The organism is Arthrobacter sp. LAPM80 (assembly GCF_046736435.1).
In the GTDB taxonomy this organism is placed as follows: domain Bacteria; phylum Actinomycetota; class Actinomycetes; order Actinomycetales; family Micrococcaceae; genus Specibacter.
The window spans coordinates 191,210-213,895 of sequence record NZ_JBCHVD010000001.1 but is presented as its reverse complement, the minus strand read 5'-3'; the positions used below and the strand labels follow the sequence as shown (position 1 = coordinate 213,895).

Here is a 22,686-nt window from a genome sequence, read left to right as displayed (position 1 = left end):
TTCTCAACAGGGATGCGCCGTCGGATATTCCGCAGAAAGCGGCAAAACTCCGCCCGAGCGGGACAGTCGTGGGAGACTTGTAGACAGCATGAGCCTTCCGGGGTGCGGCCCAGCCCGCCTTGGCATGGCTGTCAGCAACTATAAGGAGGCTTCCTTGTCCATTGTTCGCGCACTCGCCCGCCCCATGTTGGCGTCCTCGTTCATCCTCGCCGGTATCGACCGGCTGCGCCACGCCGACGCCACCGCCGCGCAGTTGGCACCGGTCCTGCGCCCTCTAAGCGCTGCCCTGCCCATGGCGGCGAGCGAGAAAACCCTCGCCCGCCTGCTCGCCGGAACCCAAGTGGGTGCCGGCGTGCTGCTGGCGAGCGGGAAGTTCACCCGGCCCGCCGCCGTCGTGCTTGCCGTGACGGCAGGGCTGACAACGTTGGTGGAGTATCGCAGTGCCGACACGACGACCAAGGAAAACCGCTCCCACCGCCGCAAGCAGTTGAGCCGGAACATCGGCCTGATCGGCGGCGCCCTGCTGGCCAGCGTTGACACGGCGGGGCGGCCGGGCCTGGCCTGGCGCACCGAAAAGTTCATTGAGAGCGGCAAGAAGACCGCCAAGACCCAGCTGAAGAATGCGGACAAGACGGTCCGCGCGCTCGCCCACGACGTGACAGGACAGTAATTACAGATGACCGCCCCTTGGCCCGCGCCATTTTCTGCAACACCCCTGGACGCTACAGTCACCATTCCGGCCTCCAAATCGTTGACCAACAGGTATCTTGTGCTCGCGGCCATTGCCGACGGCGAATCCCGCCTGCGTGCCCCCCTCCAGTCCCGTGACTCCGACCTGATGATCGGTGCCCTGCGCGCACTGGGCGCCACCATCACCGAGGTTCCCGGCAGCGGCGAGGTCCCGGACCTCATCGTCGCCCCCATCCCGACTGGCTTCACCGCTTCCACCCCGATCGCGGTGGACTGCGGCCTGGCCGGCACCGTCATGCGCTTCGTCCCCCCTCTTGCCGCGCTCGTTTCCGGCGCCGTGAAGTTCGACGGCGACCCCGCGGCCCGGGTGCGCCCCATGGGTCCCGTCGTAGTTGCGTTGGAAGGCCTCGGCGTGGGGGTCGAGAACGGCGGCGACGGCTTCTTGCCGTTCACTGTCCACGGCACAGGCTCTGTTGCCGGCGGCCACGTAAAGATCGATGCCGGCGGCTCATCCCAGTTCATCTCGGCAATGCTGCTCGTTGCCGCCCGTTTCGCCAAGGGCCTGCACCTTGAACACATGGGCGATTCGGTGCCCAGCGTCGACCACATTTCCATGACAGTTGAAATCCTGCGCTCACGGGGCGTTGTGGTGGATGACTCCACCCCGGGCCACTGGATTGTGCAGCCCGGCCCCATTGCCGCGTTCGACGTCGTGCTTGAGCAGGACCTCTCCAACGCCGGCCCCTTCCTTGCCGCAGCATTGGCCACCCGTGGCACAGTGCGCATCCCGAACTGGCCGGCCAACACCACCCAGGTGGGCGACAAATGGCGTGAAATCCTGCCTCAGTTCGGTGCAACGGTGACCCTTGACGACGGCGTCTTGACAGTCACGGGTGGCGCGGAAATCCGCGGTGTTGACATCTCGGACACCTCTGAGCTCGCACCGTCGACGGCCGCCATTTGCGCCTTGGCCTCGACCCCGTCGCGCCTTCGCGGCATATCGCACCTGCGCGGCCACGAAACCGACCGACTGGCCGCACTCGTTGCCGAGATCAACGCCCTGGGCGGGGATGCCAAGGAGACCGAGGACGGGCTGATCATCAACCCCGCTCCCCTGCGGGCCGGAGTGTTCCACAGCTACCATGACCACCGCATGGCGACGGCCGGCGCGATCATCGGGCTGGCGGTGCCCGGCGTCGAGGTTGAAAACATTGCCACCACGGCAAAAACCATGCCCGGCTTCCCTGCACTGTGGGCGGCCATGGTCGCACAGACCGCGGCGGTTAAAGCCGGAGCGTAGGACATGGCAAAGGATTACAGCAACTGGGACGAGTCCGATGTCCGCGTGCGGGCCAACAAGAAGGGCAGCCGGCCGCGCACCAAGGACAGGCCCGCCCACGAGGACGCCGTCATCGGGCGGATTGTCACGGTTGACCGCGGGCGCTACACGGCCATCGTGGATGAAAACCAGCCCTCCGAACGCACCCTGATCGCAGCACGGGCCAGGGAACTGCGGCGCAATCCCGTGGTGGCCGGAGACTTCGTATCCCTCGTGGGCGACACCACCGGCAAGCCCGACACCCTGGCAAGGCTTGTGCGCATCGAGGAGCGCCGCACGCTGCTACGCCGCAGCGCCGACGACACCGATCCCATCGAGCGGGTGGTGGTGGCCAACGCGGACCAGCTTGTCATCGTCGTGGCCGCGGCCAACCCGGAGCCACGCACAGGCTTCATCGACCGCGCCCTGGTTGCCGCCTACGACGCAGGCATCGCCCCGCTGTTGCTGATCACCAAGACAGACATCAAGGACCCGTCCGAGCTGCTGGCCAACTACGAGCATCTGGACATGACTGTCATCATCAGCCGCACGGCAGCCGACGGCGCCTCGGGCATTGATGCGCGCAGCGACGACGGCGACTCCGCACTGCTCGCTGGCGGCGCGGTGGAGCAGCTGCACGGCTACCTCGACGGGAAGGTCAGTGTGCTTGTTGGCCATTCGGGTGTGGGCAAGTCAACCATGGTCAATGCCCTGACAGGTTCTCAGCGGGCCACCGGCGGAGTCAATGCCGTCACGGGCCGCGGCCGCCACACGTCCTCCTCCGCGCTCGCCCTGCAGTTGCAGGATGCGCTGCCGGGCTCGTGGATCATCGACACCCCCGGCATCCGCTCCTTTGGGCTGGCCCATGTGGATCCCGACAGGATCCTGCATGCCTTCCCCGACCTCCAACCAGGCACTGACGACTGCGAACGCGGCTGCAAGCACGACACCGCAGCGGTGAACTGCGGGCTTGACCCGTACGTTGCAGCAGGTCACGCCGGTCCGTCGGGACCTGCCCGCCTTGCCTCGCTGCGCCGTCTGCTGGGCACAAGCGATCGGACAGAGGGCCGGGCCGCTGAAAAGGAACTGGGCGTCACGGACTGACCCGTCCTCTTCTGCGCCGGACTCACACCCGGGTTCGGCGCATAACGGTTTATGCGCCGGGTCCAACCTCGAACTCAACGCATAACGGAGCGGGCCACCTGCATTGTGCAGGCGTTCGGGTGCCACGACCGGCGTCTAACCGGGTGTTTGGCGCAAACCACGATAGCGTGATCTACATGACGATCGAACACCAGACCTACAACGACGACCTCCGCCTGGCCCACGTGCTGGCCGACAGCGTGGATTCCCTCACCATGTCCCGTTTCAAGGCCCTTGACCTGGCCATCGAGACCAAGCCGGACCTGACCCCGGTGACGGATGCGGACAAGGCCGCAGAGGAGTCGATCCGCAGTCAGCTGGCCCGGGCACGTCCGCGCGATGCCGTCCTGGGCGAGGAGTTTGGCAGCACGGGCCAGGGTTCGCGCCGCTGGATCATCGATCCCATCGACGGCACAAAGAACTTCGTCCGTGGAGTCCCCGTCTGGGCCACGCTGATCGCACTCGTTGACGACGGCGTCCCCGTGGTCGGGCTGGTCAGCGCCCCCGCACTGGGCAAGCGCTGGTGGGCCGCGCAGGGCACCGGCGCCTACATGGGCAGGTCGCTCGCCGCCGCCACGCGCATCCGCGTCTCCAACGTCTCCGAGCTCAAGGACGCCTCCATGTCCTACTCGTCCCTGAAGGGCTGGGCCGAGCGCGGCAACCGCGACGAGTTCATCTCCCTCACCGACGACGTCTGGCGCACCCGCGCGTACGGCGATTTCTGGTCGTACTGCATGGTCGCCGAGGGCAGCGTCGACATCGCCTGCGAGCCCGAACTCAACCTCCACGACATGGCCGCGCTCGTTCCGATCATCACCGAGGCGGGGGGCCGTTTCACCTCGCTCGAGGGCGCCGACGGCCCCTTCGGCGGCAACGCCCTTGCCACCAATTCCATCCTCCACACCGAGGTGCTGCAGCGCCTTAACCCGGCTTGGGATGACCTTCTGGGCTAGCTCCACGCCCCAGCACAGGTGGGTTAAGAACGACGGCGGCCTCCCGCCGTCGTTCTTTTTTCCCACCGTTCGCCGGGCCCGCCGCGTTACGCAACGTAATAGATGCGCAGGCGCGGATCTTGGGCTAATCTTCTTTGCATAGGTCACGAGTGCCAGCGCTAAACCCCGGTTTGCTGGCCGGCAACCCTCCTTTCGCGGCGGGGTGCCCCGGGTGACGACCTGGCCAGGCCGGAGCGGTCTTGGCAAGCGCGGACTCCTTGGCAGCGCCAGGGGTCCTTCCGTTGAAGGAATTTTTTCATGAGCCATGCCCTGTTGGAAAAGACCACCCTCGCCGACTCACCCCTGCTGCCGGTCGTGGGCCAGGATCTGGCCGCCCCGCTGATCCAGGGCGGCCACGTGCGGTACGCCAACCTCGACTACGCGGCGTCGGCCCCGGCCGTCGAAGAGGTGGCCGCCCACCTGAACGAGGTGCTCCCCTACTACGCCAGTGTGCACCGCGGGGCCGGATTCGCCTCGCAGGTCAGCACATCCGTGTATGAAAATGCGCGCCGCATTGTGGCTGAATTTGTGCGCGCGCGTGAGGACGACACCGTCATCTTCACCCGCAACACGACGGACTCACTGAACCTCTTGGCCGGCTGCGTCGACAGCATCCTCAAGCAGCGCGGCTACGTCGAGGGCCGTTCCAACGCACATGGCGAGGTGCTGTACCTGGACCTGGAGCACCACGCGAACCTGCTGCCGTGGCAGGCGCTGCCGCACCGATCCGTCGTCGCCGGCTCATCGATCGCCGCGACCCTTGCCCGCGTTGAGACGCAGCTGCGCGCCGGAAACGTCCTTCTGCTGGCCGTCACGGGTGCCTCGAATGTCACGGGCGAGGTGCTCCCTGTGGCGGAACTGGCCGCCCTGGCCCACCAATACGGGGCACGCATCGTGGTCGACGCCGCCCAGCTGGCCCCGCACCGCCGCATTGACCTGACTGCCAGCGGCATCGATTACCTGGCATTCTCGGGCCACAAGCTCTATGCGCCGTTTGGTTCAGGCGTCTTGGTTGGCCGACCCGACTGGCTCGATGCCGGCACACCCCACCTCGCCGGCGGCGGCGCCGTGCGGGAGGTCCGGCTCGAATCGACCACCTGGACCGACGGCCCCGCCCGCCACGAGGCCGGCTCCCCCAACGTCCTCGGCGCCGCAACCCTGGCCAAGGCAGCCACCGTCCTTGCCGGCCTTGACGCGGACGACTGGCACAACCACGAACAGCTCCTGCGCGCCCACCTCGTGGCAGGCTTCGAGGCGCTCGACGGCGTCAACGTCCACTCCCTGTTCTCCGACTCCGCCACCCACCCTGGCTGCGGCAGCATCGGCGTCGTGAACTTCTCGGTCACCGGGTACGACGCCGGACTGGTCGCCGCATACCTTTCCGCCGAGCACGGCGTGGGCGTGCGCGACGGCAAGTTCTGCGCCCACCCGCTGCTGAACCGCCTCGGCCTTCCCTCCGGATCCCTGCGGGCAAGCTTTGGTGTCGGATCCCGCAGCGAGGATGCGCAGCGGCTCATTGACGGCATCACCACCTTGCTGCGTGACGGATTGGGCTGGGACTACGTCGTTGACGCCGGCCGCTGGGTACCCGCCAACGACAACAGGTCCTACCCCGAATGGGCGCCGAACACCCCGGGCACCGCGGGCGCAGCCCCCTGCGCCGCCGCCTAACCCAGACGCTCGGTTACTTTCGGTCTGCTTGCGCCAGACGCTCGGTTACTTTCTGCGGGTTTGCAGCAGACGCTCGGTTATCAACCAACCGAGCGTTGCCACAACAAGCACCGAATGTAACCGAGCGTTTGGGGGGCGGGTAAAGTTGAACGGCACATCCGGCACAACTTTTCAGGAGCACCATGGCAGGCACAGGCGGACCGGTTTTTGACGCGGAACGGCGCAGGGACATGGCCGCGGCTTTCCTTGAGGGCGGGCGCCACTACGACAAGATCCGTCCGGGCTACCCTGCCGAATCCCTTCAGTGGTTGCTGGAGGGTGCAAGAATTCCCGTCCGCGACGCCCTGGACGTCGGCGCAGGAACGGGCAAGTACACGCAGCTGCTCGCACAGCACGAATGGAACCTTGCCGCCGTCGACCCATCGGCTGACATGCTCGCACAGCTCGGGGCCAACCTGCCGCAGGTCCGCACCCTTGTGGGCACCGCCGAACACCTGGGGCTGGACGATGCAACAGTGGATCTGGCCGTTGTCGCACAGGCCTGGCATTGGTTCGACCCCCTGGCGGCAAGCACCGAAATTGCCCGGGTGCTGCGTCCCGGCGGAGTGCTCGGGCTGGTCTGGAACCAGCTCGACGTCGGACTTCCCTGGGTCCACCGGTTGGCCCGGATCATGCACGCAGGCGACGTCCACAAGCCTGACTTCCGTCCTGCGGTCGGCCCTGAATTCGCCCCGGCGGAGCCTCACGAAACACAGTGGGCGCAGACGCTGACACCCGAGGAGATCATGGAGCTGGCCCAGTCGCGCAGCTACTACCTCAAGGCATCGGAACCAGTGCGGGCCAAGGTCATGGGCAATTTGCAGTGGTACCTGTTGGAGCATCTGGGCCATGTTCCCGGCGAGGAACTCCAGCTGCCCTATGTGGCCCAGACCTGGCGGACACGCAGGCTCTAAGCCTACACCGCACCCGGGCCGCCGGGGCGCCTCGACAACGGCATCACACTAAGCCTATGATTTCGGTATGCCTAAATATTTGATTTAGGCAGATGGAAAGGTTGGCTAGTGCTCGACACACTCAAGGCAAAGCCGCTGCGCAGGCCGCGCGGAGGCCTGTTCCTGCTGCTGGGACCTGCCTTTGTGGCGGCCATCGCCTACGTTGACCCCGGCAATGTCGCAGCCAACCTGACATCGGGCGCAAGCTTCGGCTACCTGCTCGTATGGGTTCTTCTCGCTGCGAACCTGATGGCCATGCTTGTCCAATACCAATCAGCCAAACTGGGTGTCGTGACAGGCAAGTCCCTTCCCGAACATCTGGGTGCGCGCTTCACGACCCGCAGCCGGCGCCTGTACTGGGCCCAGGCCGAGCTGGTTGCCATGGCCACGGATCTCGCCGAAGTAGTGGGCGGGGCCATCGCGCTGTACTTGTTGTTTCAGGTACCACTGCCGGTGGGCGGCCTTATTGTGGGCATCGCATCGATGGCGCTGCTTAGCGTGCAGAACCGGCGTGGACAGCGGCAATTCGAGGGCATCATCATCGTCCTGCTCGTCATCATATCGATCGGCTTCCTTGCCGGCCTTGTGCTCAGTCCCCCGGATCCGGCCGGAGTGCTTGGCGGCCTTGTCCCACGGTTCCAGGGTGCCAACAGCGTGTTGCTTGCCGCGGGGATGCTCGGCGCAACGGTGATGCCGCACGCCATCTACCTTCACTCCCAGCTGGCCAAGGACCGCCACCCCGACGCACGCAGCACCCCTGAGCGGCTGCGGCAGATCATCAAGGCCACCCGTGTCGATGTGATCATCGCGCTCCTGCTTGCCGGGGCCGTAAACATCGGCATGCTGTTGCTGGCCGCCTCCACGCTGGGCGGAATTTCCGGCACCGACACCATCGAGGGTGCACACGCAGCTATCGTCGAACACCTCGGCCCGGTCATCGGCGTCGTCTTTGCCGTGGGGCTGCTGGCCTCCGGCCTGGCCTCAACATCGGTGGGCGCCCACGCCGGGGCCACCATCATGAATGGGCTGCTGCACATCCGCATCCCGCTGATGACCCGGCGGATGGTCAGCCTGATACCGGCAATCATCCTACTCTCTGTCGGGGTGGACCCGACGTGGGCGCTGATCGTGAGCCAGATCGTGCTGAGCTTCGGCATCCCCTTTGCCCTCATCCCGCTCCTGCGGCTGACATCGAGCCGGGAGGTCATGGGCGAACACCGCGACGGCCTGGCCCTGCGCCTGTCGTCCCTTGTCAGCGTTGGGCTCATCATTGCCCTGAACGCGCTCCTGCTGTGGCTGACGTTCACCGGCCATGCCTGACAGAGCGGGTAGGCTTGGAGGGTGAAACCACCAGCCACCTCCTCCAGCATTGAAGACTACGTCAAGGTCATCTATGCCTACACGGAATGGCAGGACAAGCCCATCACCTCTACGGCCCTGGCAACCCGGCTCGGCGTGGCAAATTCCTCGGTTTCCGAAATGGTGCGCAAGCTCAAGGACCAGGGACTCGTCGACCACCAGCCCTACAGCCCCATCCACCTGACGCCGGAGGGCCTGGCGCTGGCCCTGTCAATGGTGCGCCGGCACAGGCTCCTGGAAACGTATTTGGTCCGCGAGCTCGGCTACACCTGGGATGAGGTCCACGACGAGGCCGAACACCTCGAGCACGCCGTATCGGAACATTTCATTGAACGCATGAGCGCCAAGCTCGGCCACCCCGTCCGTGACCCCCACGGCGATCCCATTCCCGACGCCGCGGGCCGCATCACCATGGCCCCGTCGCACCGCCTCGACGAGCTCGACGCCGGCCACACGGGCCGCATCAGCCGCATCAGCGACCACGACCCCGAACTCCTGCGCCACCTGGAATCCATCGGCATCGGCCTGGACACCCCCCTCACGGTGCTGGGCCGGCCCCGTTTTGGCGCGGGCCTGCAGGTCAGCCTCCTTGCTTCCGATGGTTCCACGCACGACGCCGGACCCCTGACCTTGGGTGCGGAGGTTGCCGCCTCCCTGTGGCTGGCATCGGTGGGAGTGCATCCGGAGTGCATCGTTTCGGATCTGACGGGCGGCTCCCTCATGAATCCCCACACGGCGGCCCACTAGCCCGTCTTAGCGCCGGCCATCCACGAAACGGGATGCGGCGAACTGGGCCACGGAGACAAGGGCCATGAGGACGCCCAGCATCGTCGAGCCGACGCTGAGCAGGGCAACGGCGGCTGCAAGGAAAAGTCCAAGTGACACCCCGCCGACAGCTTTTTCGGGCAGGCGCCGTTCACTGCGCGGGGCCATGAAGGCGCCCCAAAAGACTGCAACGACGGCCGGTACCCCGATCCCCAGCACAAGGTTCCACGGACCTGCCTGCTTGAAACCCCAAAACAGGAATGCGGCAATCATGGCCACTTCAAGGACAAAGGCCAGGACCATGGTGGCCACGCCGACGGCGGAGGTGGCCGTGCCGGCGCCAATGCCCATGGTACTGGCGTCTGTTGCTCTGCGATTTCCCACTGTTCTCCCGCGCCCCTAGCCAAGGTCCGTCATGGCAGCACGATTTTGGCGCAGCATGTAGCGCTGGACCTTGCCACTTGGCGTCTTGGGCAGTTCGTCAATAAAGTGAATGCGCCGCGGGTACGCATGGGCCGCGAACCGGGTCTTGACCAGTTGCTGCAGTTCCACAACGAGCTCCTCGGATGCCAGTGCCGGATCATCCAGCACCACAAATGCTTCAAGGACCTCACCGCGGATGTCGTCGGGGGTGCCGATGACGGCCGCTTCGGCCACCCCAGGATGGGCCACGAGCACCGATTCAACATCGAAGGGCCCGATGCGGTATCCGGCCATGATGACGACGTCGTCGTCGCGGGAGGAAAAGTAGATGAAGCCGTCGCCGTCCCGGCGCCCGGCTTCGCCGGTGAAGTACCATTTTCCGTCGGAACTGAAACGTTCCGCAGTTTTCAGGGGTCCGTCCACGTAGGCGGTGAACCACATGAAGGGGCTTTCGGGAACATTGAGGGCAATCCGGCCGGATTCGCCGTCGGCAGTGCGTTCCTCACTGTCATCGGCCAGCACGTCCATGCTCCACCCTGGCAGCGGAACTCCCATGGAGCCGGGCCGCAGGGGCGCTTGAAGATTCTCGGCCCAGGCGTTGCCCGCCACCATGCCAAGTTCGGTTTGGCCGTAGTGGTCCCGCACTTCAAGCCCGAAGGCGTCGCGGCTCCAGGTGATGACGTCAGGGGTCAGCGGTTCCCCCGCACTTGAGGCACGGCGCAGCGTGTGCCCGTGGGCGCCGCTTGAGCCGGCACGCAGGGACCTGTAGACGGTCGGCGCCGCGGCAAAGTTGCTCACACCGAACTTCTCCATGACGGCCCACACCAGCTCGGGGCTGAATCCGGCGGACAGCAGCAGCGAGCGGTTGCCCGCGGCCATGGGTGCCAGGAGGGCAAAGTAGAGTCCATACGCCCAGCCAGGGTCGGCGGCATTCCAGAACACGTCGTCGGCACGGACGTCCAGACCCCACTGGTGGTAGCCGACAAAGGACGCCACGGCACGCAGCGGAATGGGGACTCCCTTGGGCATCCCTGTTGTGCCTGAGGTAAACAGCTGGACGAGTGCGCCCGCACCACCCACGGCAACCGATCCGCCGTCGAGCGTTTCAGACAGCGGCGGGAGGGAGGCAAAGGCCCCCGTGCCCGCCACCATCTCGGCCAGCGAATGGTCATAGCCGAAGGCGTCGCCGCGGGCCACCACCACGGGCCGGGATGCATCGGTGGGGACTTCACCGGGCGGCACCAGCTTGCGGCGCTGGTCGGCGTCGCAAATTACCAGGCGTGCGGCGCTGGCGCGCAGCCGGAAGTCAATGGCGTCGTGGGCAAAGGCCGTAAAGAGGGGAACGTCGACGGCGCCGAGACGCCAGATTCCGAGGAGGGCGATGACAAGCTCGGCCGACTTGCCCATCAACGTGGCCACATGGTCGCCCTGCTTGACACCCAGTGATGCAAGGGAAGCGGCGAACTGCGTGGATTTCTCCCGCAGCTCGCCGTAGCTGATGTCGACGGCGGACAGGTCCGCGGATATGACCGTAAAGGCCGTGTCCCCGGCTGGATGCCTGTCGCACAGGAGCCCGGCCGCATTGGCGCCGGGCACCCCGAAGGTGTCAAGCAGTTCCTGCACACTTACCGTCATGTCCCGCTCCCTTGCGCCATACCGGCGTCAACCCTGCCTTGATGCAGCCAAGCCCGCGCAGTTCAGTGACTGCTCTTTAGCCTTCGCAGTCCTTGCAGTAGAACATCCCGTTCTTTTCGCGGGCCACCTGGCTGCGGTGGCGGACCAGGAAGCAGGAGGCACAAGTGAACTCGTCGTCCTGGGCCGGGATGACCTGGATGATGAGTTCCTCGTTGGAGAGGTCGGCGCCGGGCAGGTCTGTGCCTTCGGCCGTATCTGAATCTTCGACGTCAATGTGCGCCGTCTGTGCACCGCCACGCTGAACCTGGAGCGCCTGAAGCGACTCTGTCTCGTGGTCTTCGTCCTTGTTGCGGGGTGCGTCGTAATCCGTTGCCATGCGGTTTTCAAACTCCTGAGGTGTTCGTGGTATCAGCTGGGTGTTTCAGCGCCTCATCATAGCCCTTCAAAGCTCGATTTGCGCCCTTAAAACCCCGATGTTTTCCCACAGCATAGGGTAAGGTTTGGAAAAATGCTGACTTCTGGCGGTTTTTTTTCACATTTTCTTCGAACGCATGCCACAACGTGGCCATTCTCACCCTCGTGGCGGTGCGAAAATTGTGCTCTCCGCCCCTGTGCGAGCACCCGAGAATCGCCACCAGGCCCGCTGCGGCTTATCCTTGAGAGAACATGGCAAACTACTCTTCTCCCCACTCTTCACTCAACCGCCGGCAGGTGGCCCAGGCCCTGAACATTCCCCCGGAAATGGCGGCCCGCAACGGCATTCCTTCGCGCATGAGCGCTGCCGATGTTGCTGCCATGGACGCCACTCCCCCGGCGTGGCTGGCACAGTCAAGGGAGAATTCCACCGGCAAGCGCCCTGTATGGGTCGATCTGCGTTGCTACCTCTGCGATTTCATCGAGGTTGCCCGGCCGAAGAAGTGGTGGCCGGAGTTCACCTTCGTCATTTGCGACTTCCATGAAACCGACGAGCTTCCCGCTCCCCCTGCCGGCTGGCGCCGCAGCGAGTACGACGGCGTGGGCAGCCGTTTCCGGGGCATCGTCGATTCCCAGGACTCTTAAGCAGGCACCGATGCACCTAGTTCAGCGCCCGGACCGGGCAGGGTTGGTTGGCGCCCTCCCGGATGGACCGTGCCGCGAGGCAGGCACGCCATGACAGTCCCGGCGAAACTCTTCCAGCAATGGCTGACAGGCGTTGCCGGCACCACCAGCCACGCCGCCGTGTGCCGTGCCGCGGGCATTAAGCGGTCAACGCTTGCTCAGCAGTTGGTGCGCGGGCGGGTGTCGGTGGCGACGGTTGCGGCCGTCAGCCGTTCACTGGACATTCCTGTCGTTGCCACCCTGGCGGTTTTCCCAACGTTCAACGATCTGGCAACGGGAATCAAGCCGCCGACCCAGGCGGAACTGCTGAGCCAAATTTCCGATTCGGACCTCCTGCAGGAAATTCTGAATCGCCATGCCGCCGCAGAAAACAAGGTTGAGCCCGTGCAGGTTCAGTTGGGCGCCGTCCCCCACCAGTCCTCCGTCCGCGCGTGGTTCGACGCTGTGGACACCGCCGACCTGCGGCAAAGGGTGGCCCGCCAGGCCGCCATCGCCCCGCAGAATTTGTCTGCCCAAATCAGCGCCAACAGGCTATCGGCGGAACTCGCGCTCCAGACCGCCCGGATTGCCGGAGTGGGATTGACCAACGGCCTGGTGGCTACCGGATTCCTGTCCCCCGCCGAAGCCGGCTGGGTGGAAGATGCTAGGGAAGAAAGCCTGAGTACCGCGACCAACAGCGTGCTTGTCATGCTGGCGGCCCAGAGACTTGAAAATCTTGGCCGCATACTGCGACGAACTGAAGACGACACTGCCGCTGTACAAAGCGTTTGGGAGCACTTGGGATGACAATGGTACTTCAATGGGTGGCATTGGCTGCTTGTGCCGTCTGTACGGCCTGGCGCCTACCCGCCATGCTAAAGGGTCGCAATCGAGGCTTGTTCTGGGCCTTCGCCATGGCCTCCGTCAGCGTGGCGCTGAGCATCCCCGCCATTTACCTGCCAGTCGATGGGTTCCTTGGCGGCGCCAACCTGGCAAATGTCATGCTGCGGCTGAGCTTGTTTGCGGTGTTTTTCCTGCTGGCCGGGAAGGTGGCCGCAGCGTACAAATCCCCCCTCGCCTACCACTTCGTCCGCGGCCCTGTGGGCCTTCTCGTGCTCGTTGCGAGTTCGCTGGGCATCTGGATCACCTACTTCCTTTCCGAGTTGCAGGGTTCAAGCACGGGGTTGGCTGAATTTGGCGACCAGCCGAGCGTTGCTGTCTATATGTGGATCGGCAGGAGCTACACGGCCTATGCAGCTGCCGTCCTTGTCCTGCCAACGGCCAGGGCTGCAGTGTTGTCTAACAGGTCCTTCATGGACAGGGCTGCGGCCGCCTGCTTGTCCGCGGGATTTTTCCTTGTCTGCCTCACAGTGCCCCTACAGGCCCTGTCGCTTCCGACCGGGACCGCTACCCATGCGGCTTCATTCGGCTCGATCCTGTTCGTCGCTGCAGGACTTTCGCTCGTGTGGCTTTCCTTTATTCGCCACCCGATTCAGGGGACGACTAGGGTGTAGCCGGACTTATTCCCCGCCATCGGGGCAAGAAGTACACTTTTTCATTAGCCTCTGACATACTAATGAATGTGTGAACAAAGTTTGTCTGATGCAATGCACAAAACTTTGGGGGTGAGTGGTGGGCCGGTTGCGAAACCGACCTACCACTCAATTTTTTCCCCTGTAGCTCGGCTCGATCCGAAAAAGCCGGACGCGCCGGAGGATTCAGTACCCGTCTCAGCCACTCACTGCAGGCCGCCGCGGTTTGTATCAACCCGGATGTAGTCCCCCACTGAGACCTTCAGCAGAACGAAACCGAAGTCCAGGGTTCGATCGTGCTGATCATGATCAAGCAGACCCATCGATGTAGCACAGTCCGTGCAGGAGTCACCATCCTTGAGGGCCGGAAGGTTCGCCAAGTGATACGCCCTATTTTCATCCTTGGCGACAGGACTCAACCCAACGCCGCCAATCTCCGCTTTCTGCCGGAAATTCACCCCGGGATTCACTCCCAACAAGGCGCATTGTGGTAAGCGTCTCCATAAGCACAGGCTGTGCCGCCCCGAGGCAAAGTACCTGACGATAGAATTGCCGGGCAGGCACTTCACACAATGAGTGCGTCCTACATCAAGAAAGCCCCAGCCATGAGCGTCGGAGTCTTTGACTTGTTTTCAGTGGGCATCGGGCCCTCCAGTTCCCATACGGTGGGCCCCATGCGTGCCGCTGCTGCGTTCGTGCGCGAAATCGGCGTGGCCAATGAGCTGGACAGGGTCGCCTCGATCCGGGTGGACCTTTATGGTTCTCTCGCGGCCACAGGCCGGGGGCATGGGACCATGACCGCCGTGCTGTTGGGGCTTGAGGGACGGGAGCCGGAACTTATCCTCCCCGCCGAGGTCGAGTCACGGCTTGATGCCTTTGCCGCGGGAGATCCCCTCTTGCTCGCCGGGCAGGTGAAACTTCCCTACGGCGCGGACGACATCATCTTGCATCCACTGACCATTCTTGACCGGCACACCAACGGCATGAAGTTCACTGTCGCCGATGCCGCAGGAATCGAATTCCATGTGGCAACGTACTTCTCTGTGGGTGGCGGATTCATCGTGCGGGAGGGTGAAATTGACAGCGCCGCCGCGCAGCTTGAAAGCTCCAAGGCGCTTCTCCCCTACCCCTTCAGGACGGCGGCCGAACTTCTGGCCCACTGTTCCGCGTCGGGGCAGAACTTCAGCGGCGTCATGCTGGCCAACGAGTTGGTCTCACGCAGTGCCGAGGATATCCGCAGCGGGCTGCTGCATCTGTCCGATGTCATGGAGGAGTGCAAGAATTCCAGCCTGAACAGGACGGGCCTGCTGCCCGGCGGGCTGAAGGTCCGGCGCCGGGCGCCGGACTGGCACGCCCGGCTGCGGGCGGAAGATCCCAACCGCGATCCCAAGTTCTGGCAGGAGTGGGTCAACCTTGTAGCCCTGGCCGTCAATGAGGAAAATGCATCCGGCGGGCGAGTCGTCACGGCACCCACCAACGGAGCGGCGGGAATCATCCCCGCTGTCATGTTCTACGCCACCCACTACACCGACGGAATGGCGACAGCCACGCAGGAGGAAAAGGACGACGTCGTCGCCAAGTTCCTGCTGGCGTCGGCAGCCGTGGGCGTGCTGTACAAGGAACAGGCGTCCATTTCCGGCGCGGAGGTGGGGTGCCAGGGCGAGGTGGGTTCGGCGTCGTCCATGGCGGCCGCCGGATTGGCCGAGGTCATGGGCGGCACCCCCGAACAGGTGGAGAACGCCGCCGAGATCGCCATGGAACACAACCTGGGTCTGACATGCGACCCCATTGGCGGGCTGGTGCAGATTCCGTGCATTGAACGCAACGCCATTGCTGCCGCGAAGGCCATCAATGCCGCCAAAATGGCATTGTGGGGCGACGGCCAGCACCGGGTATCCCTGGACGAGGTCATCATCACGATGCGCGAAACCGGCCGGGACATGAACTCAAAGTACAAGGAAACAGCCATGGGCGGGCTTGCCGTGAACGTTGTGGAGTGCTGATCCCCGCCTGCTCCCTTCCTTCGCAAGCCCAGGTGGATCCTTCGCGGGCGTAGGCCCCTCCACTGCACAAAAAAGGACCGGCCCCCGCCGCGATGGCGGGGGCCGGTCCCAATAGGGATGTGGAGATGGGGAGAATTGAACTCCCGTCCGATGTTGTGTTGTCAGGGCTTCTCCGGGTGCAGTTTGCAGCGGTTTTTCTCGGCCCCAGCTATCTCGCAAACAAGTAGCTGCCAGGCCCAGTTGTATAAGAGTCCCCTAAGCGCCTACAACAAGAACTTAGAGCAGTGGCCCTCTAGATGACGCCAGGATCCGGGACGAGAGCATTCCCGGGCTGACGGACTGTCTTACTGCTTAGGCAGCAAGAGCGAAGTCAGTGCGATTTGATTCAGCACTTATTGTTTTACAGAGATCGTTAACGAGATAACCCTGTATCCTCGACCCGCTTCACCTGTCTCGACAAACACCGTCGAAACCGATCATCCCCTATTGTTTTTTCAAGGCCACGCCCGGCTCCCCAAAGGAACCAGATGTGGTGTATCCATGCTAGCGCATCTTGGCGGCAAAATATTCCAGGCATTCCGCAGGCAGGCCAGCCTAGTCGATCAGTCCGTTTTCGGCCTTGGCCTGCAGCACGTGCAGTGCGGCGGCGTCCACCTGCCTGGCAAAGGCGGGATCGGACCTGGCGGCGGCCACCATGCCGTCGTACATCTGCGGCAGAAGCGCCTGCTCGGTACACAGCGCCATGGTGCCGCCGGCCTGGAGGAAGTCCACACCACGTTGGGCGACCGGCACTGCGGAGACCTGCACGGCGTCGCAAATGTCGTCGCTGACGATGATGCCCTTGAAACCGAGGTCCCCGCGCACCATGTCGTGCACGATCACCGACGAGAACGGTGCAAGGTTGATGGCATCAATCTTGGGATAGTACGCGTTGGAGATCATCAGCCACGGCACGCCCGCATTCACGGCGTCACGAAACGGCTGGATGAAGGGGTCGTTGCGGACGGTGATGTCATCGGTGACCCCGGCAGTCACATCCGTATTGCCGCTCACCCGCCCCAGGCCGGGAAAATGCTTCACCGTCGGTTCCACTCCTGCAGCCATCATGCCCTTGGCAAAGGCGAGGCCGTGGCTTGAGACATCGGCCGGAGTGTATCCGTACTCCCGGCCAAAGGCGCCGATGGGCGGGTTCTGGGGCGCGAAAGCCGCACTGGGAACGGTGTCCATGACGGGCGCAAGGGTGACGTTCACGCCCACCGACGCCAGCTGCCGGCCCCAGGTGGTGGCGTCGGATTGAAGGTCAGGCGCGGCCAACTGGCCCTGTTCAATGGCTTGAGGCATCGCTGAAAAGCCCGGCCCCTGCATGATCTGCACAAAGCCGCCCTCCTGGTCGGTCGAGACAAACGGCCTGACCCCCTGCGTGCGCGAGCCCGACACGTGGGAGACAATTCCGCCCACCACGGCGCCGATTCCCGCTGTGCCGGCCGTACTGCGGCCCTTCATGAAGATATTTCCCACGTACAGGATGTCAAGGGCGTAAAGGGAGTTGGCGTCGGCCCCCGTCACAGGCGAGGACACCATGAGCACTTGGCCAACCCTTTGCTCCAGCGTCATGGCCGCCAATTTTTGTGCCGCCACTCCCCCTCCCGCAGCGGACGACGTCGGTGCCGGGGTTGCGCTGGGAAGCGGTCCCGCCGTCGTGCTTGGGGAAGGGGACGTGCTTCGGGAAGGGGACGTGCTTCGGGAAGGCGTCGCGCTTGGGGACGGGGACGTGCTTGGGGACGGGGACGTGGCGGCGCTCGTTGCCGCAGGCGGGGAGGAAGGCGATGCAACCGGTTCGTTAGTGGCGGGTGAGAAGGCAAGGAAGGCCACCACCAGCGCTACGGCAAGGATGGCGGCCGCGGCCCCAAGGGCCCACCAGCGTTTCGCCGTCCATGCCATGGTTGTCACTTCCTCATGTTCAGGTGCGCCGCGTTCAGCTCATCCATTTGCTCGTCGGTAAGTTCGTCAAGGATCTTGCGTTCGCCCTTGTCCGACTTGGCAAAGCGCATGAAGAGCAGGATCAGCACCGGCAGGTCCATGATCTCGGCAATGAACCACAGAAAGTCCCCGCCGAGCTGCTGGTCAGACAATGCTGTGGGGAACCATGCAGGTGTTGCCCCGGACATGGCTGCCGCACCGTCAAGGATGCCCGGGCTCAGCCGCATGACCAGGCCCGGCATGGCATCTGCCAGCAGTTCGATGAAGGCAAACACGAACTGCACCATGATCAGGGCCGTGCTGACCCGGGTCTTTTCCTCCACGAGGGGAATGACCATCAGCAGGCCCAGGAGGGGGATGGCGATGCCGAGCAGGCCCGACGCGACAGGGTGCAGGCGGGTGATCCCGGCCAGCGGTGTGAGCATCATTGAGAGCACCAGCAGCCCGACGACGGGAGCGATGGCACTGTTTGAAAATATCTGCATGGGGCGCCTTGCAACGGCGGCCAGGCTGCTGCGCAGGCGTCCGGGCCTGATCGCCACGCGGGCCAGGCCGACGGGCAGGCCAAGGGCCAGCCCCGCAGGAACCACAAAAAGCAGGACGGCGATACGTATGGAAAACGCCCAGCGAAGCTCCGCGGACCAGGTGCCAAGGAAACCAAAACTGACGACCGCATACAGCCCCAGTCCCAACCCGAAGAATGCCGCCGCGCGCCACACCGGCCATTTGATGCCGGCCTTTGCGGCACGGACAAGGCCCCATGAATACAGGACCGCGGCGCACAGGAGCAACGCCAGGGCCCAGGGGTCAAGACTCCACGTGCTCCAAAATACACCGATCGGTGGCATCTACTCGCCGCGATTCTTCTCGCGCATGACGCGGAGTGCCTCGCGGTTGTCCTGCTTTTCACGCAGTGACTGGCGCTTGTCGTAGTCCTTCTTGCCGCGGGCGATGGCAATCTCAACCTTGGCGCGGCTGTCCTTGAAATACAGCTGCAGTGGGACGATCGTGAAACCCGATTCGCGGGTCTTGCGCTCGATCTTCTCCAACTCCTCGCGGTGCAGCAGGAGCTTGCGCCGGCGCCGTGCAGTGTGGTTGGTCCAGCTGCCGTTGAGGTATTCCGGGATGTAAACGGATTCCAGCCACAGCTCGTCGTTGTAGAACGTGGCAAAGCCGTCAACAAGGGAGGCCCGCCCTTCGCGCAGCGACTTCACCTCGGTGCCCATCAAGACCAATCCGGCCTCGAAGGTGTCCATGATGTGGTAATCATGCCGGGCCTTGCGATTGGTGGCCACTACCTTCAGGCCACTTTCCTTAGGCACAGCTGACTCCTTACGTATGTTGATGCCGCAGCCACCAAGTGGCCAAGGTCCGTGCACTTCATCCGTTGCCGGCCGGCGGACTGGCCGGCCAGCTACGTCAGAGCCCAGTTTAGCAACAGCTGCCGACACCGGCGGGCGACTCCCGCACTGGGCGTGCTGCGTGGTACTGCCTAGAGCAGCAGCATGGGGTCAACGGGGGTGCCGTTGAGCCAGGTTTCAAAGTGGGCGTGGCACCCTGTTGAGTTTCCTGTGTTGCCCGAGTACGCCACCAGCTGGCCGCGCTTGACGCTCTGTCCCGCAGAGACGAGCACGGATGAGTTGTGGTAGAAAACAGTCATCAGGGCGTTGCCCTGGATGACACCATGGCTGATCCACAGAACGTTTCCGCCGCCCCACACAACGGTCGTCTGGCCTGCAAGTGTCACAGTGCCGTCGGCCGGCGCGTAGATGGGGGTCCCGCAGGGGGCCCCAAAGTCAATGCCTGTGTGGTCGTAGAAGCCTGTGCCGTTGAAGTCGGCCGTTCCCGGGGGGACCGGACGGTTGCGTACAAACGGTGAGGTGATCGGGATGTTGGCAGCAAAGGGATGCTGCAGGCCGAAGGCGGAGATGTTGCCGGTTGCCGGGGGAACGTAGGGAGGGGGCACGTAGCCGCCGCCCCCACCGCCTCCGCCACCGTTGTTGTTCGCGGCGGCCTGTTCGCGGGCCAGGCGTTCGGCCTCGGCCTTCGCTGCTGCGGCGGCGGCCTCGCGTTCCTTGCGCTGCATCTCGGCGATCTGGGCGGCAACAGAGTCCTGCTGCGCCTTGACCTGCTTTATCTGCGCCTGGATCCGGGGTTTTTCAGCCTCCAGCTTGGCATTCAGTGCTGCCGAATCGCTGATGAGCTTGTCGACGGTTGCCTTCTGCGCGGCGGCCTGGTCGCGGGCAACCTGCTCCGCGGCAAGCGCAGCCTCTGCCTGCTTCTTCAGATCCTTGATTTCGGCCTCAACGGCAACCAGGCGCGCGGCGGCGTTCTGGTTGGTGGCCTTTTGCACCGTCAATGCCTCAAGTGCCGCTGTCTGGCTGCGCAGGGCCTGCTCCGCCAGGTCAATGGAATTGGCAAGGTCGCCGGTGGATCCCGCCCCCAAAATGAGGGTGAGGTTCACTGGCAGCCCGCCTGCCTTGTAGGACTGGGCGGCAATCTGACCAATCATGGCCTTCGTTTCGCCGGCCTTTTTGGCGTCGGTGGCAATCTGGGCGGTGAGCTTGTCCTTGCTCTGCTGCGCCAGGTCGATCCGCGCAGCGAGCGAGTCAACTTTACCGGTGGCGGCACTGACGCGGTTCTGCGCATCCATGAGCGCGGCTTGCGCGCCCGGCAGCTGGCCCTGATAGGTGACGAGGTCGGCGGCCGACTTCGCAATGCCGGCATCAACGAATTCCAGAGACGTTTCAACATCGTTGGCCTTCTGCTGAAGGGCTGCTGCCTTGTCGTTGAGATCGTCTGCCTGTGCAGGGGGCACCAGGCCAAGCAGACCGAGCGCAAGTAGTGCGGTCACGGCGGCCGTGAGACGCCGCGCCCTGGGGCGCGGTGATCCGGGGACGGGCATGCTGCGGCCAAGTAGGGCGGATTCCACTGATCCAATTCCCCCGCTTGATTTCGAATTCATGCCGTGTAGCTCCTTCAGTATTGCCGTTCGATGCAGGCCCAAATCACGTTCGATGCGCACTTAAATCACGTTATTTACACCAGTCACATCAGACGCATGTGTAACAGTGCCCCCACTTATCTTACACTTTCAGGTTTTTGCGCAGGGAGACCGCCGATGAAACCCCGGCCAATACGATGCCAAGCAGGATCAGCACAGGGTAGATCTTGAACGCGTCAGTTGTGGAGATGAACGGCGTGCCGGAATTTGCATCCGCCAGGTACCCGCCCATGAAGAACTGCACGATCGAGAACACCGCAGCCGATGCCAACAGCGCGCCGATGGTTGCCGCAATGACACCTTCGAGCACAAAGGGCAGCTGGATCACCGTCCTGGAGGCGCCCACCAGGCGCATGATTTCAATTTCCCTGGTGCGCGACTGCGCGGAGAGCCTGATGGTGGTGGCGATCAGCAAGGCCGCGCAGACAATCATCAGCCCCGCGACACCGATGGCCACGTAGGTGGCGATGTTCATCCAGGAGAACAGCTTTTCAAGCACCTTGCGCTGGTCAACCACGGAATCGACGCCGGGGGTGGCCGAGAACGTCTCATTGATGATCTGGTACTTTTCCGGGTCCGTCAGCTTGATGCGGAACGAGGACGGGAGGTTTGCTGCCTCAACGGAATCAACCATCGGGGAGTTCGCGAACTGTTCCTGGAAGTGGGACAGCGCCTCTTTCTGGGATTCGAAGGACCACGTCTCGATGTACGGCTTGACGGCTGGCGATTCAAGCATGCCCTCGATGACCTTCTTCTGGTCGGCAGTCACCGGACCCGCCACACAGTTGGAGTTGGCAGGAACGTCGTTGCACAGGTATACGGTGACCTGAACCTTGTCATACCAAAAGCCCTTGAGCTGGCCGATCTGCATCTGCAGCAGCCCGGCCGCGCCTACAAAGGTCAGTGACACGAACGTCACCAGGATTACCGAAATGACCATCGTCAGGTTGCGGCGCAGGCCGCTGCCCAACTCGCTCATGATGAAAGCAAGTCTCACTTTTGGTCCTCATTCATGTTCTTCGAGCCGTCAGTGCCCTGGTTGACGGGCATCCCGTCGTTGTCCGCGGGCCCCCTCCTGCGCTCCAGCCGTGGCGGCATGGCCTCCTCCGTGGCGGCTGCGTCGCTTGCCGCAGCCGCACTGACCGCACGCTGGCGGCGGGTCTGTGGTTCGGCGTCGTGCTGCTCTGAAGAAACGACGGCGGATCCCCCGCCTGCCGCCGCCACGATGGGAATCATGGAGGTGTACTGGGCCATGGGCTCATCGCGCATGACTTTTCCGTGGCGCAGCTCGATGACGCGCTTGCGCATGGTGTTGACGATTTCCTCGTCGTGGGTGGCCATGACAACCGTGGTGCCGTTTTGGTTGATCTTGTCCAGAATGGCCATGATGCCGGCGCTGGTGACCGGGTCAAGGTTTCCTGTGGGCTCATCGGCGAGGAGGATGCCCGGCTGGTTCACGATGGCGCGGGCAATGGCCACGCGCTGCTGCTCACCGCCGGAAAGTTCGGTGGGCTTGCGATGGCCCTTGTCCTCGAGCCCGACGAGTTCGAGCACACGCGGCACTTCGGTGCGGATGGCGGCGCGGGACTTGCCCAGCACCTGCATGGCGTAGGCGACGTTGGCGAAAACCGTCTTGGTCTGAATGAGCCTGAAGTCCTGGAAGACAACACCGATGCCGCGGCGGAACTTGGGCACGCGCCAGCTGGGCACGTTGGCCACGTTCTGGCCTGCGACATAGATCTGCCCGTGCGGGGTCTTGTATTCGCGCAGCACCAGGCGCAACAGTGTTGACTTGCCGGAACCCGAGGATCCCACAAGGAACACGAACTCGCCGCGCTGCACATCCAGGGATACGTCATCGAGCGCAGGCTTGGACTTGCGATCGTAAGCAATGCTCACATTTTCAAAACGAATCATGACTTTTTCATTGCCCGTCCAGCGAAAGGTGCTGGCATGCTGACGGCCGGGCAGAGGCTTGGGGGAAGAAACCGCCAGCTTAACGACTATAGAGGTCGAGTGCGGCGAATGCAGGTTCCGCCCCGGTGTGTCGAGGGTTCATGATCCTGTGAATCCGGGGTTTTGCGGCCGGATTGCTGGTGCGG

The 22,686-nt window shown here is 63.9% G+C and carries 21 protein-coding genes, 1 other RNA gene and 1 riboswitch; of the genes, 12 read left to right on the top strand and 10 right to left on the bottom strand.

Going from position 1 to position 22,686, the window contains the following annotated elements:
- The first annotated feature begins 154 nt into the window (after positions 1-154).
- The 8 genes from AAGW05_RS00920 (at position 155) to AAGW05_RS00885 (ending at position 8,912) form a co-directional block, all read left to right on the top strand.
- Positions 155-670: a DoxX family protein gene (locus tag AAGW05_RS00920; protein ID WP_411802584.1), complete on the top strand. Its 516-nt coding sequence runs from the start codon at positions 155-157 to the stop codon at positions 668-670.
- Between the two features lie 6 nt (positions 671-676).
- Complete coding sequence (aroA, locus tag AAGW05_RS00915; protein ID WP_411802583.1) at positions 677-1,990, top strand: 3-phosphoshikimate 1-carboxyvinyltransferase; 1,314 nt, start codon at positions 677-679, stop codon at positions 1,988-1,990.
- 3 nt (positions 1,991-1,993) lie between these two features.
- A complete protein-coding gene (gene rsgA, locus AAGW05_RS00910) occupies positions 1,994-3,112 on the top strand; it encodes a ribosome small subunit-dependent GTPase A (RefSeq protein ID WP_411802582.1) in 1,119 nt (372 codons plus the stop codon).
- 176 nt (positions 3,113-3,288) lie between these two features.
- Positions 3,289-4,104 (top strand): histidinol-phosphatase, encoded by an 816-nt coding sequence (gene hisN / locus AAGW05_RS00905; RefSeq protein ID WP_411802581.1) that lies wholly within the window; start codon positions 3,289-3,291, stop codon positions 4,102-4,104.
- Positions 4,105-4,245: 141 nt separating this feature from the next.
- Positions 4,246-4,359, top strand: a riboswitch (SAM riboswitch).
- A 42-nt stretch (positions 4,360-4,401) separates the two neighbouring features.
- Positions 4,402-5,814, top strand: a complete 1,413-nt coding sequence (locus AAGW05_RS00900) for an aminotransferase class V-fold PLP-dependent enzyme (protein WP_411802580.1) — start codon at positions 4,402-4,404, stop codon at positions 5,812-5,814.
- A gap of 182 nt (positions 5,815-5,996) precedes the next feature.
- On the top strand, positions 5,997-6,767 hold the full coding sequence (locus AAGW05_RS00895) for a class I SAM-dependent methyltransferase (protein WP_411802579.1): 771 nt from the start codon (positions 5,997-5,999) through the stop codon (positions 6,765-6,767).
- Between the two features lie 108 nt (positions 6,768-6,875).
- A complete protein-coding gene (locus AAGW05_RS00890; RefSeq protein WP_411802578.1) occupies positions 6,876-8,126 on the top strand; it encodes an Nramp family divalent metal transporter in 1,251 nt (416 codons plus the stop codon).
- Positions 8,127-8,147: 21 nt separating this feature from the next.
- Positions 8,148-8,912, top strand: coding sequence for a metal-dependent transcriptional regulator (locus tag AAGW05_RS00885; RefSeq protein WP_411802577.1), 765 nt, complete (start codon positions 8,148-8,150; stop codon positions 8,910-8,912).
- A gap of 6 nt (positions 8,913-8,918) precedes the next feature.
- Here the strand turns inward: AAGW05_RS00885 and AAGW05_RS00880 are convergent, their stop codons facing one another.
- The 3 genes from AAGW05_RS00880 to AAGW05_RS00870 all read right to left on the bottom strand — a co-directional run bounded on the left by AAGW05_RS00880 (position 8,919) and on the right by AAGW05_RS00870 (position 11,364).
- Complete coding sequence (locus AAGW05_RS00880) at positions 8,919-9,314, bottom strand: YrdB family protein (RefSeq protein WP_411802576.1); 396 nt, start codon at positions 9,312-9,314, stop codon at positions 8,919-8,921.
- A gap of 15 nt (positions 9,315-9,329) precedes the next feature.
- On the bottom strand, positions 9,330-10,988 hold the full coding sequence (locus tag AAGW05_RS00875) for an AMP-binding protein (RefSeq protein ID WP_411802575.1): 1,659 nt from the start codon (positions 10,986-10,988) through the stop codon (positions 9,330-9,332).
- A 76-nt stretch (positions 10,989-11,064) separates the two neighbouring features.
- Complete coding sequence (locus tag AAGW05_RS00870; RefSeq protein WP_411802574.1) at positions 11,065-11,364, bottom strand: DUF4193 domain-containing protein; 300 nt, start codon at positions 11,362-11,364, stop codon at positions 11,065-11,067.
- 290 nt (positions 11,365-11,654) lie between these two features.
- Here AAGW05_RS00870 and AAGW05_RS00865 point away from each other — a divergent pair, with 290 nt between their 5' ends.
- The 4 genes from AAGW05_RS00865 (at position 11,655) to AAGW05_RS00850 (ending at position 15,600) form a co-directional block, all read left to right on the top strand.
- On the top strand, positions 11,655-12,047 hold the full coding sequence (locus AAGW05_RS00865; protein WP_411802573.1) for a hypothetical protein: 393 nt from the start codon (positions 11,655-11,657) through the stop codon (positions 12,045-12,047).
- Between the two features lie 90 nt (positions 12,048-12,137).
- Positions 12,138-12,872, top strand: a complete 735-nt coding sequence (locus AAGW05_RS00860) for a hypothetical protein (RefSeq protein WP_411802572.1) — start codon at positions 12,138-12,140, stop codon at positions 12,870-12,872.
- Positions 12,869-13,579 (top strand): hypothetical protein, encoded by a 711-nt coding sequence (locus AAGW05_RS00855; RefSeq protein ID WP_411802571.1) that lies wholly within the window; start codon positions 12,869-12,871, stop codon positions 13,577-13,579. The genes AAGW05_RS00860 and AAGW05_RS00855 overlap by 4 nt, the downstream gene beginning before the upstream one ends.
- A gap of 623 nt (positions 13,580-14,202) precedes the next feature.
- Complete coding sequence (locus tag AAGW05_RS00850) at positions 14,203-15,600, top strand: L-serine ammonia-lyase (RefSeq protein WP_411802570.1); 1,398 nt, start codon at positions 14,203-14,205, stop codon at positions 15,598-15,600.
- 117 nt (positions 15,601-15,717) lie between these two features.
- On the opposite strand, the gene ssrA is transcribed toward AAGW05_RS00850, so the two are convergent.
- The 7 genes from ssrA to ftsE form a co-directional block, all read right to left on the bottom strand.
- Positions 15,718-16,084, bottom strand: a transfer-messenger RNA (tmRNA) gene (gene ssrA, locus AAGW05_RS00845).
- A gap of 110 nt (positions 16,085-16,194) precedes the next feature.
- Positions 16,195-17,541, bottom strand: a complete 1,347-nt coding sequence (locus AAGW05_RS00840; protein WP_411802842.1) for a glycoside hydrolase family 3 N-terminal domain-containing protein — start codon at positions 17,539-17,541, stop codon at positions 16,195-16,197.
- Between the two features lie 5 nt (positions 17,542-17,546).
- The gene (locus AAGW05_RS00835) at positions 17,547-18,428 is read right to left on the bottom strand and encodes a cytochrome c oxidase assembly protein (RefSeq protein WP_411802569.1); all 882 of its coding nucleotides are present in this window, start codon (positions 18,426-18,428) and stop codon (positions 17,547-17,549) included.
- The gene (gene smpB, locus AAGW05_RS00830; protein WP_411802568.1) at positions 18,429-18,902 is read right to left on the bottom strand and encodes an SsrA-binding protein SmpB; all 474 of its coding nucleotides are present in this window, start codon (positions 18,900-18,902) and stop codon (positions 18,429-18,431) included. It abuts the gene before it with no gap.
- Between the two features lie 170 nt (positions 18,903-19,072).
- Positions 19,073-20,545, bottom strand: a complete 1,473-nt coding sequence (locus AAGW05_RS00825; protein WP_411802566.1) for a peptidoglycan DD-metalloendopeptidase family protein — start codon at positions 20,543-20,545, stop codon at positions 19,073-19,075.
- Between the two features lie 121 nt (positions 20,546-20,666).
- Positions 20,667-21,581, bottom strand: a complete 915-nt coding sequence (ftsX, locus tag AAGW05_RS00820; RefSeq protein WP_411802565.1) for a permease-like cell division protein FtsX — start codon at positions 21,579-21,581, stop codon at positions 20,667-20,669.
- Entirely contained in the window at positions 21,578-22,501 is a 924-nt protein-coding gene (gene ftsE, locus AAGW05_RS00815) for a cell division ATP-binding protein FtsE (protein WP_411802564.1), read from the bottom strand. Before ftsE ends, ftsX begins: the two co-directional genes overlap by 4 nt.
- Positions 22,502-22,686: the final 185 nt, after the last annotated feature.

Coding starts and splice junctions, on each gene's coding strand:
- AAGW05_RS00865 (WP_411802573.1), top strand. CDS start 11,655: ATGGCAAACTACTCTTCTCCCCACTCTTCACTCAACCGCCGGCAGGTG.
- AAGW05_RS00900 (WP_411802580.1), top strand. CDS start 4,402: ATGAGCCATGCCCTGTTGGAAAAGACCACCCTCGCCGACTCACCCCTG.
- ftsE (WP_411802564.1), bottom strand. CDS start 22,501: ATGATTCGTTTTGAAAATGTGAGCATTGCTTACGATCGCAAGTCCAAG.
- AAGW05_RS00875 (WP_411802575.1), bottom strand. CDS start 10,988: ATGACGGTAAGTGTGCAGGAACTGCTTGACACCTTCGGGGTGCCCGGC.
- AAGW05_RS00825 (WP_411802566.1), bottom strand. CDS start 20,545: ATGAATTCGAAATCAAGCGGGGGAATTGGATCAGTGGAATCCGCCCTA.
- AAGW05_RS00855 (WP_411802571.1), top strand. CDS start 12,869: ATGACAATGGTACTTCAATGGGTGGCATTGGCTGCTTGTGCCGTCTGT.
- hisN (WP_411802581.1), top strand. CDS start 3,289: ATGACGATCGAACACCAGACCTACAACGACGACCTCCGCCTGGCCCAC.
- rsgA (WP_411802582.1), top strand. CDS start 1,994: ATGGCAAAGGATTACAGCAACTGGGACGAGTCCGATGTCCGCGTGCGG.
- AAGW05_RS00850 (WP_411802570.1), top strand. CDS start 14,203: ATGAGCGTCGGAGTCTTTGACTTGTTTTCAGTGGGCATCGGGCCCTCC.
- AAGW05_RS00835 (WP_411802569.1), bottom strand. CDS start 18,428: ATGCCACCGATCGGTGTATTTTGGAGCACGTGGAGTCTTGACCCCTGG.
- AAGW05_RS00840 (WP_411802842.1), bottom strand. CDS start 17,541: ATGGCATGGACGGCGAAACGCTGGTGGGCCCTTGGGGCCGCGGCCGCC.
- aroA (WP_411802583.1), top strand. CDS start 677: ATGACCGCCCCTTGGCCCGCGCCATTTTCTGCAACACCCCTGGACGCT.
- AAGW05_RS00870 (WP_411802574.1), bottom strand. CDS start 11,364: ATGGCAACGGATTACGACGCACCCCGCAACAAGGACGAAGACCACGAG.
- AAGW05_RS00895 (WP_411802579.1), top strand. CDS start 5,997: ATGGCAGGCACAGGCGGACCGGTTTTTGACGCGGAACGGCGCAGGGAC.
- AAGW05_RS00860 (WP_411802572.1), top strand. CDS start 12,138: ATGACAGTCCCGGCGAAACTCTTCCAGCAATGGCTGACAGGCGTTGCC.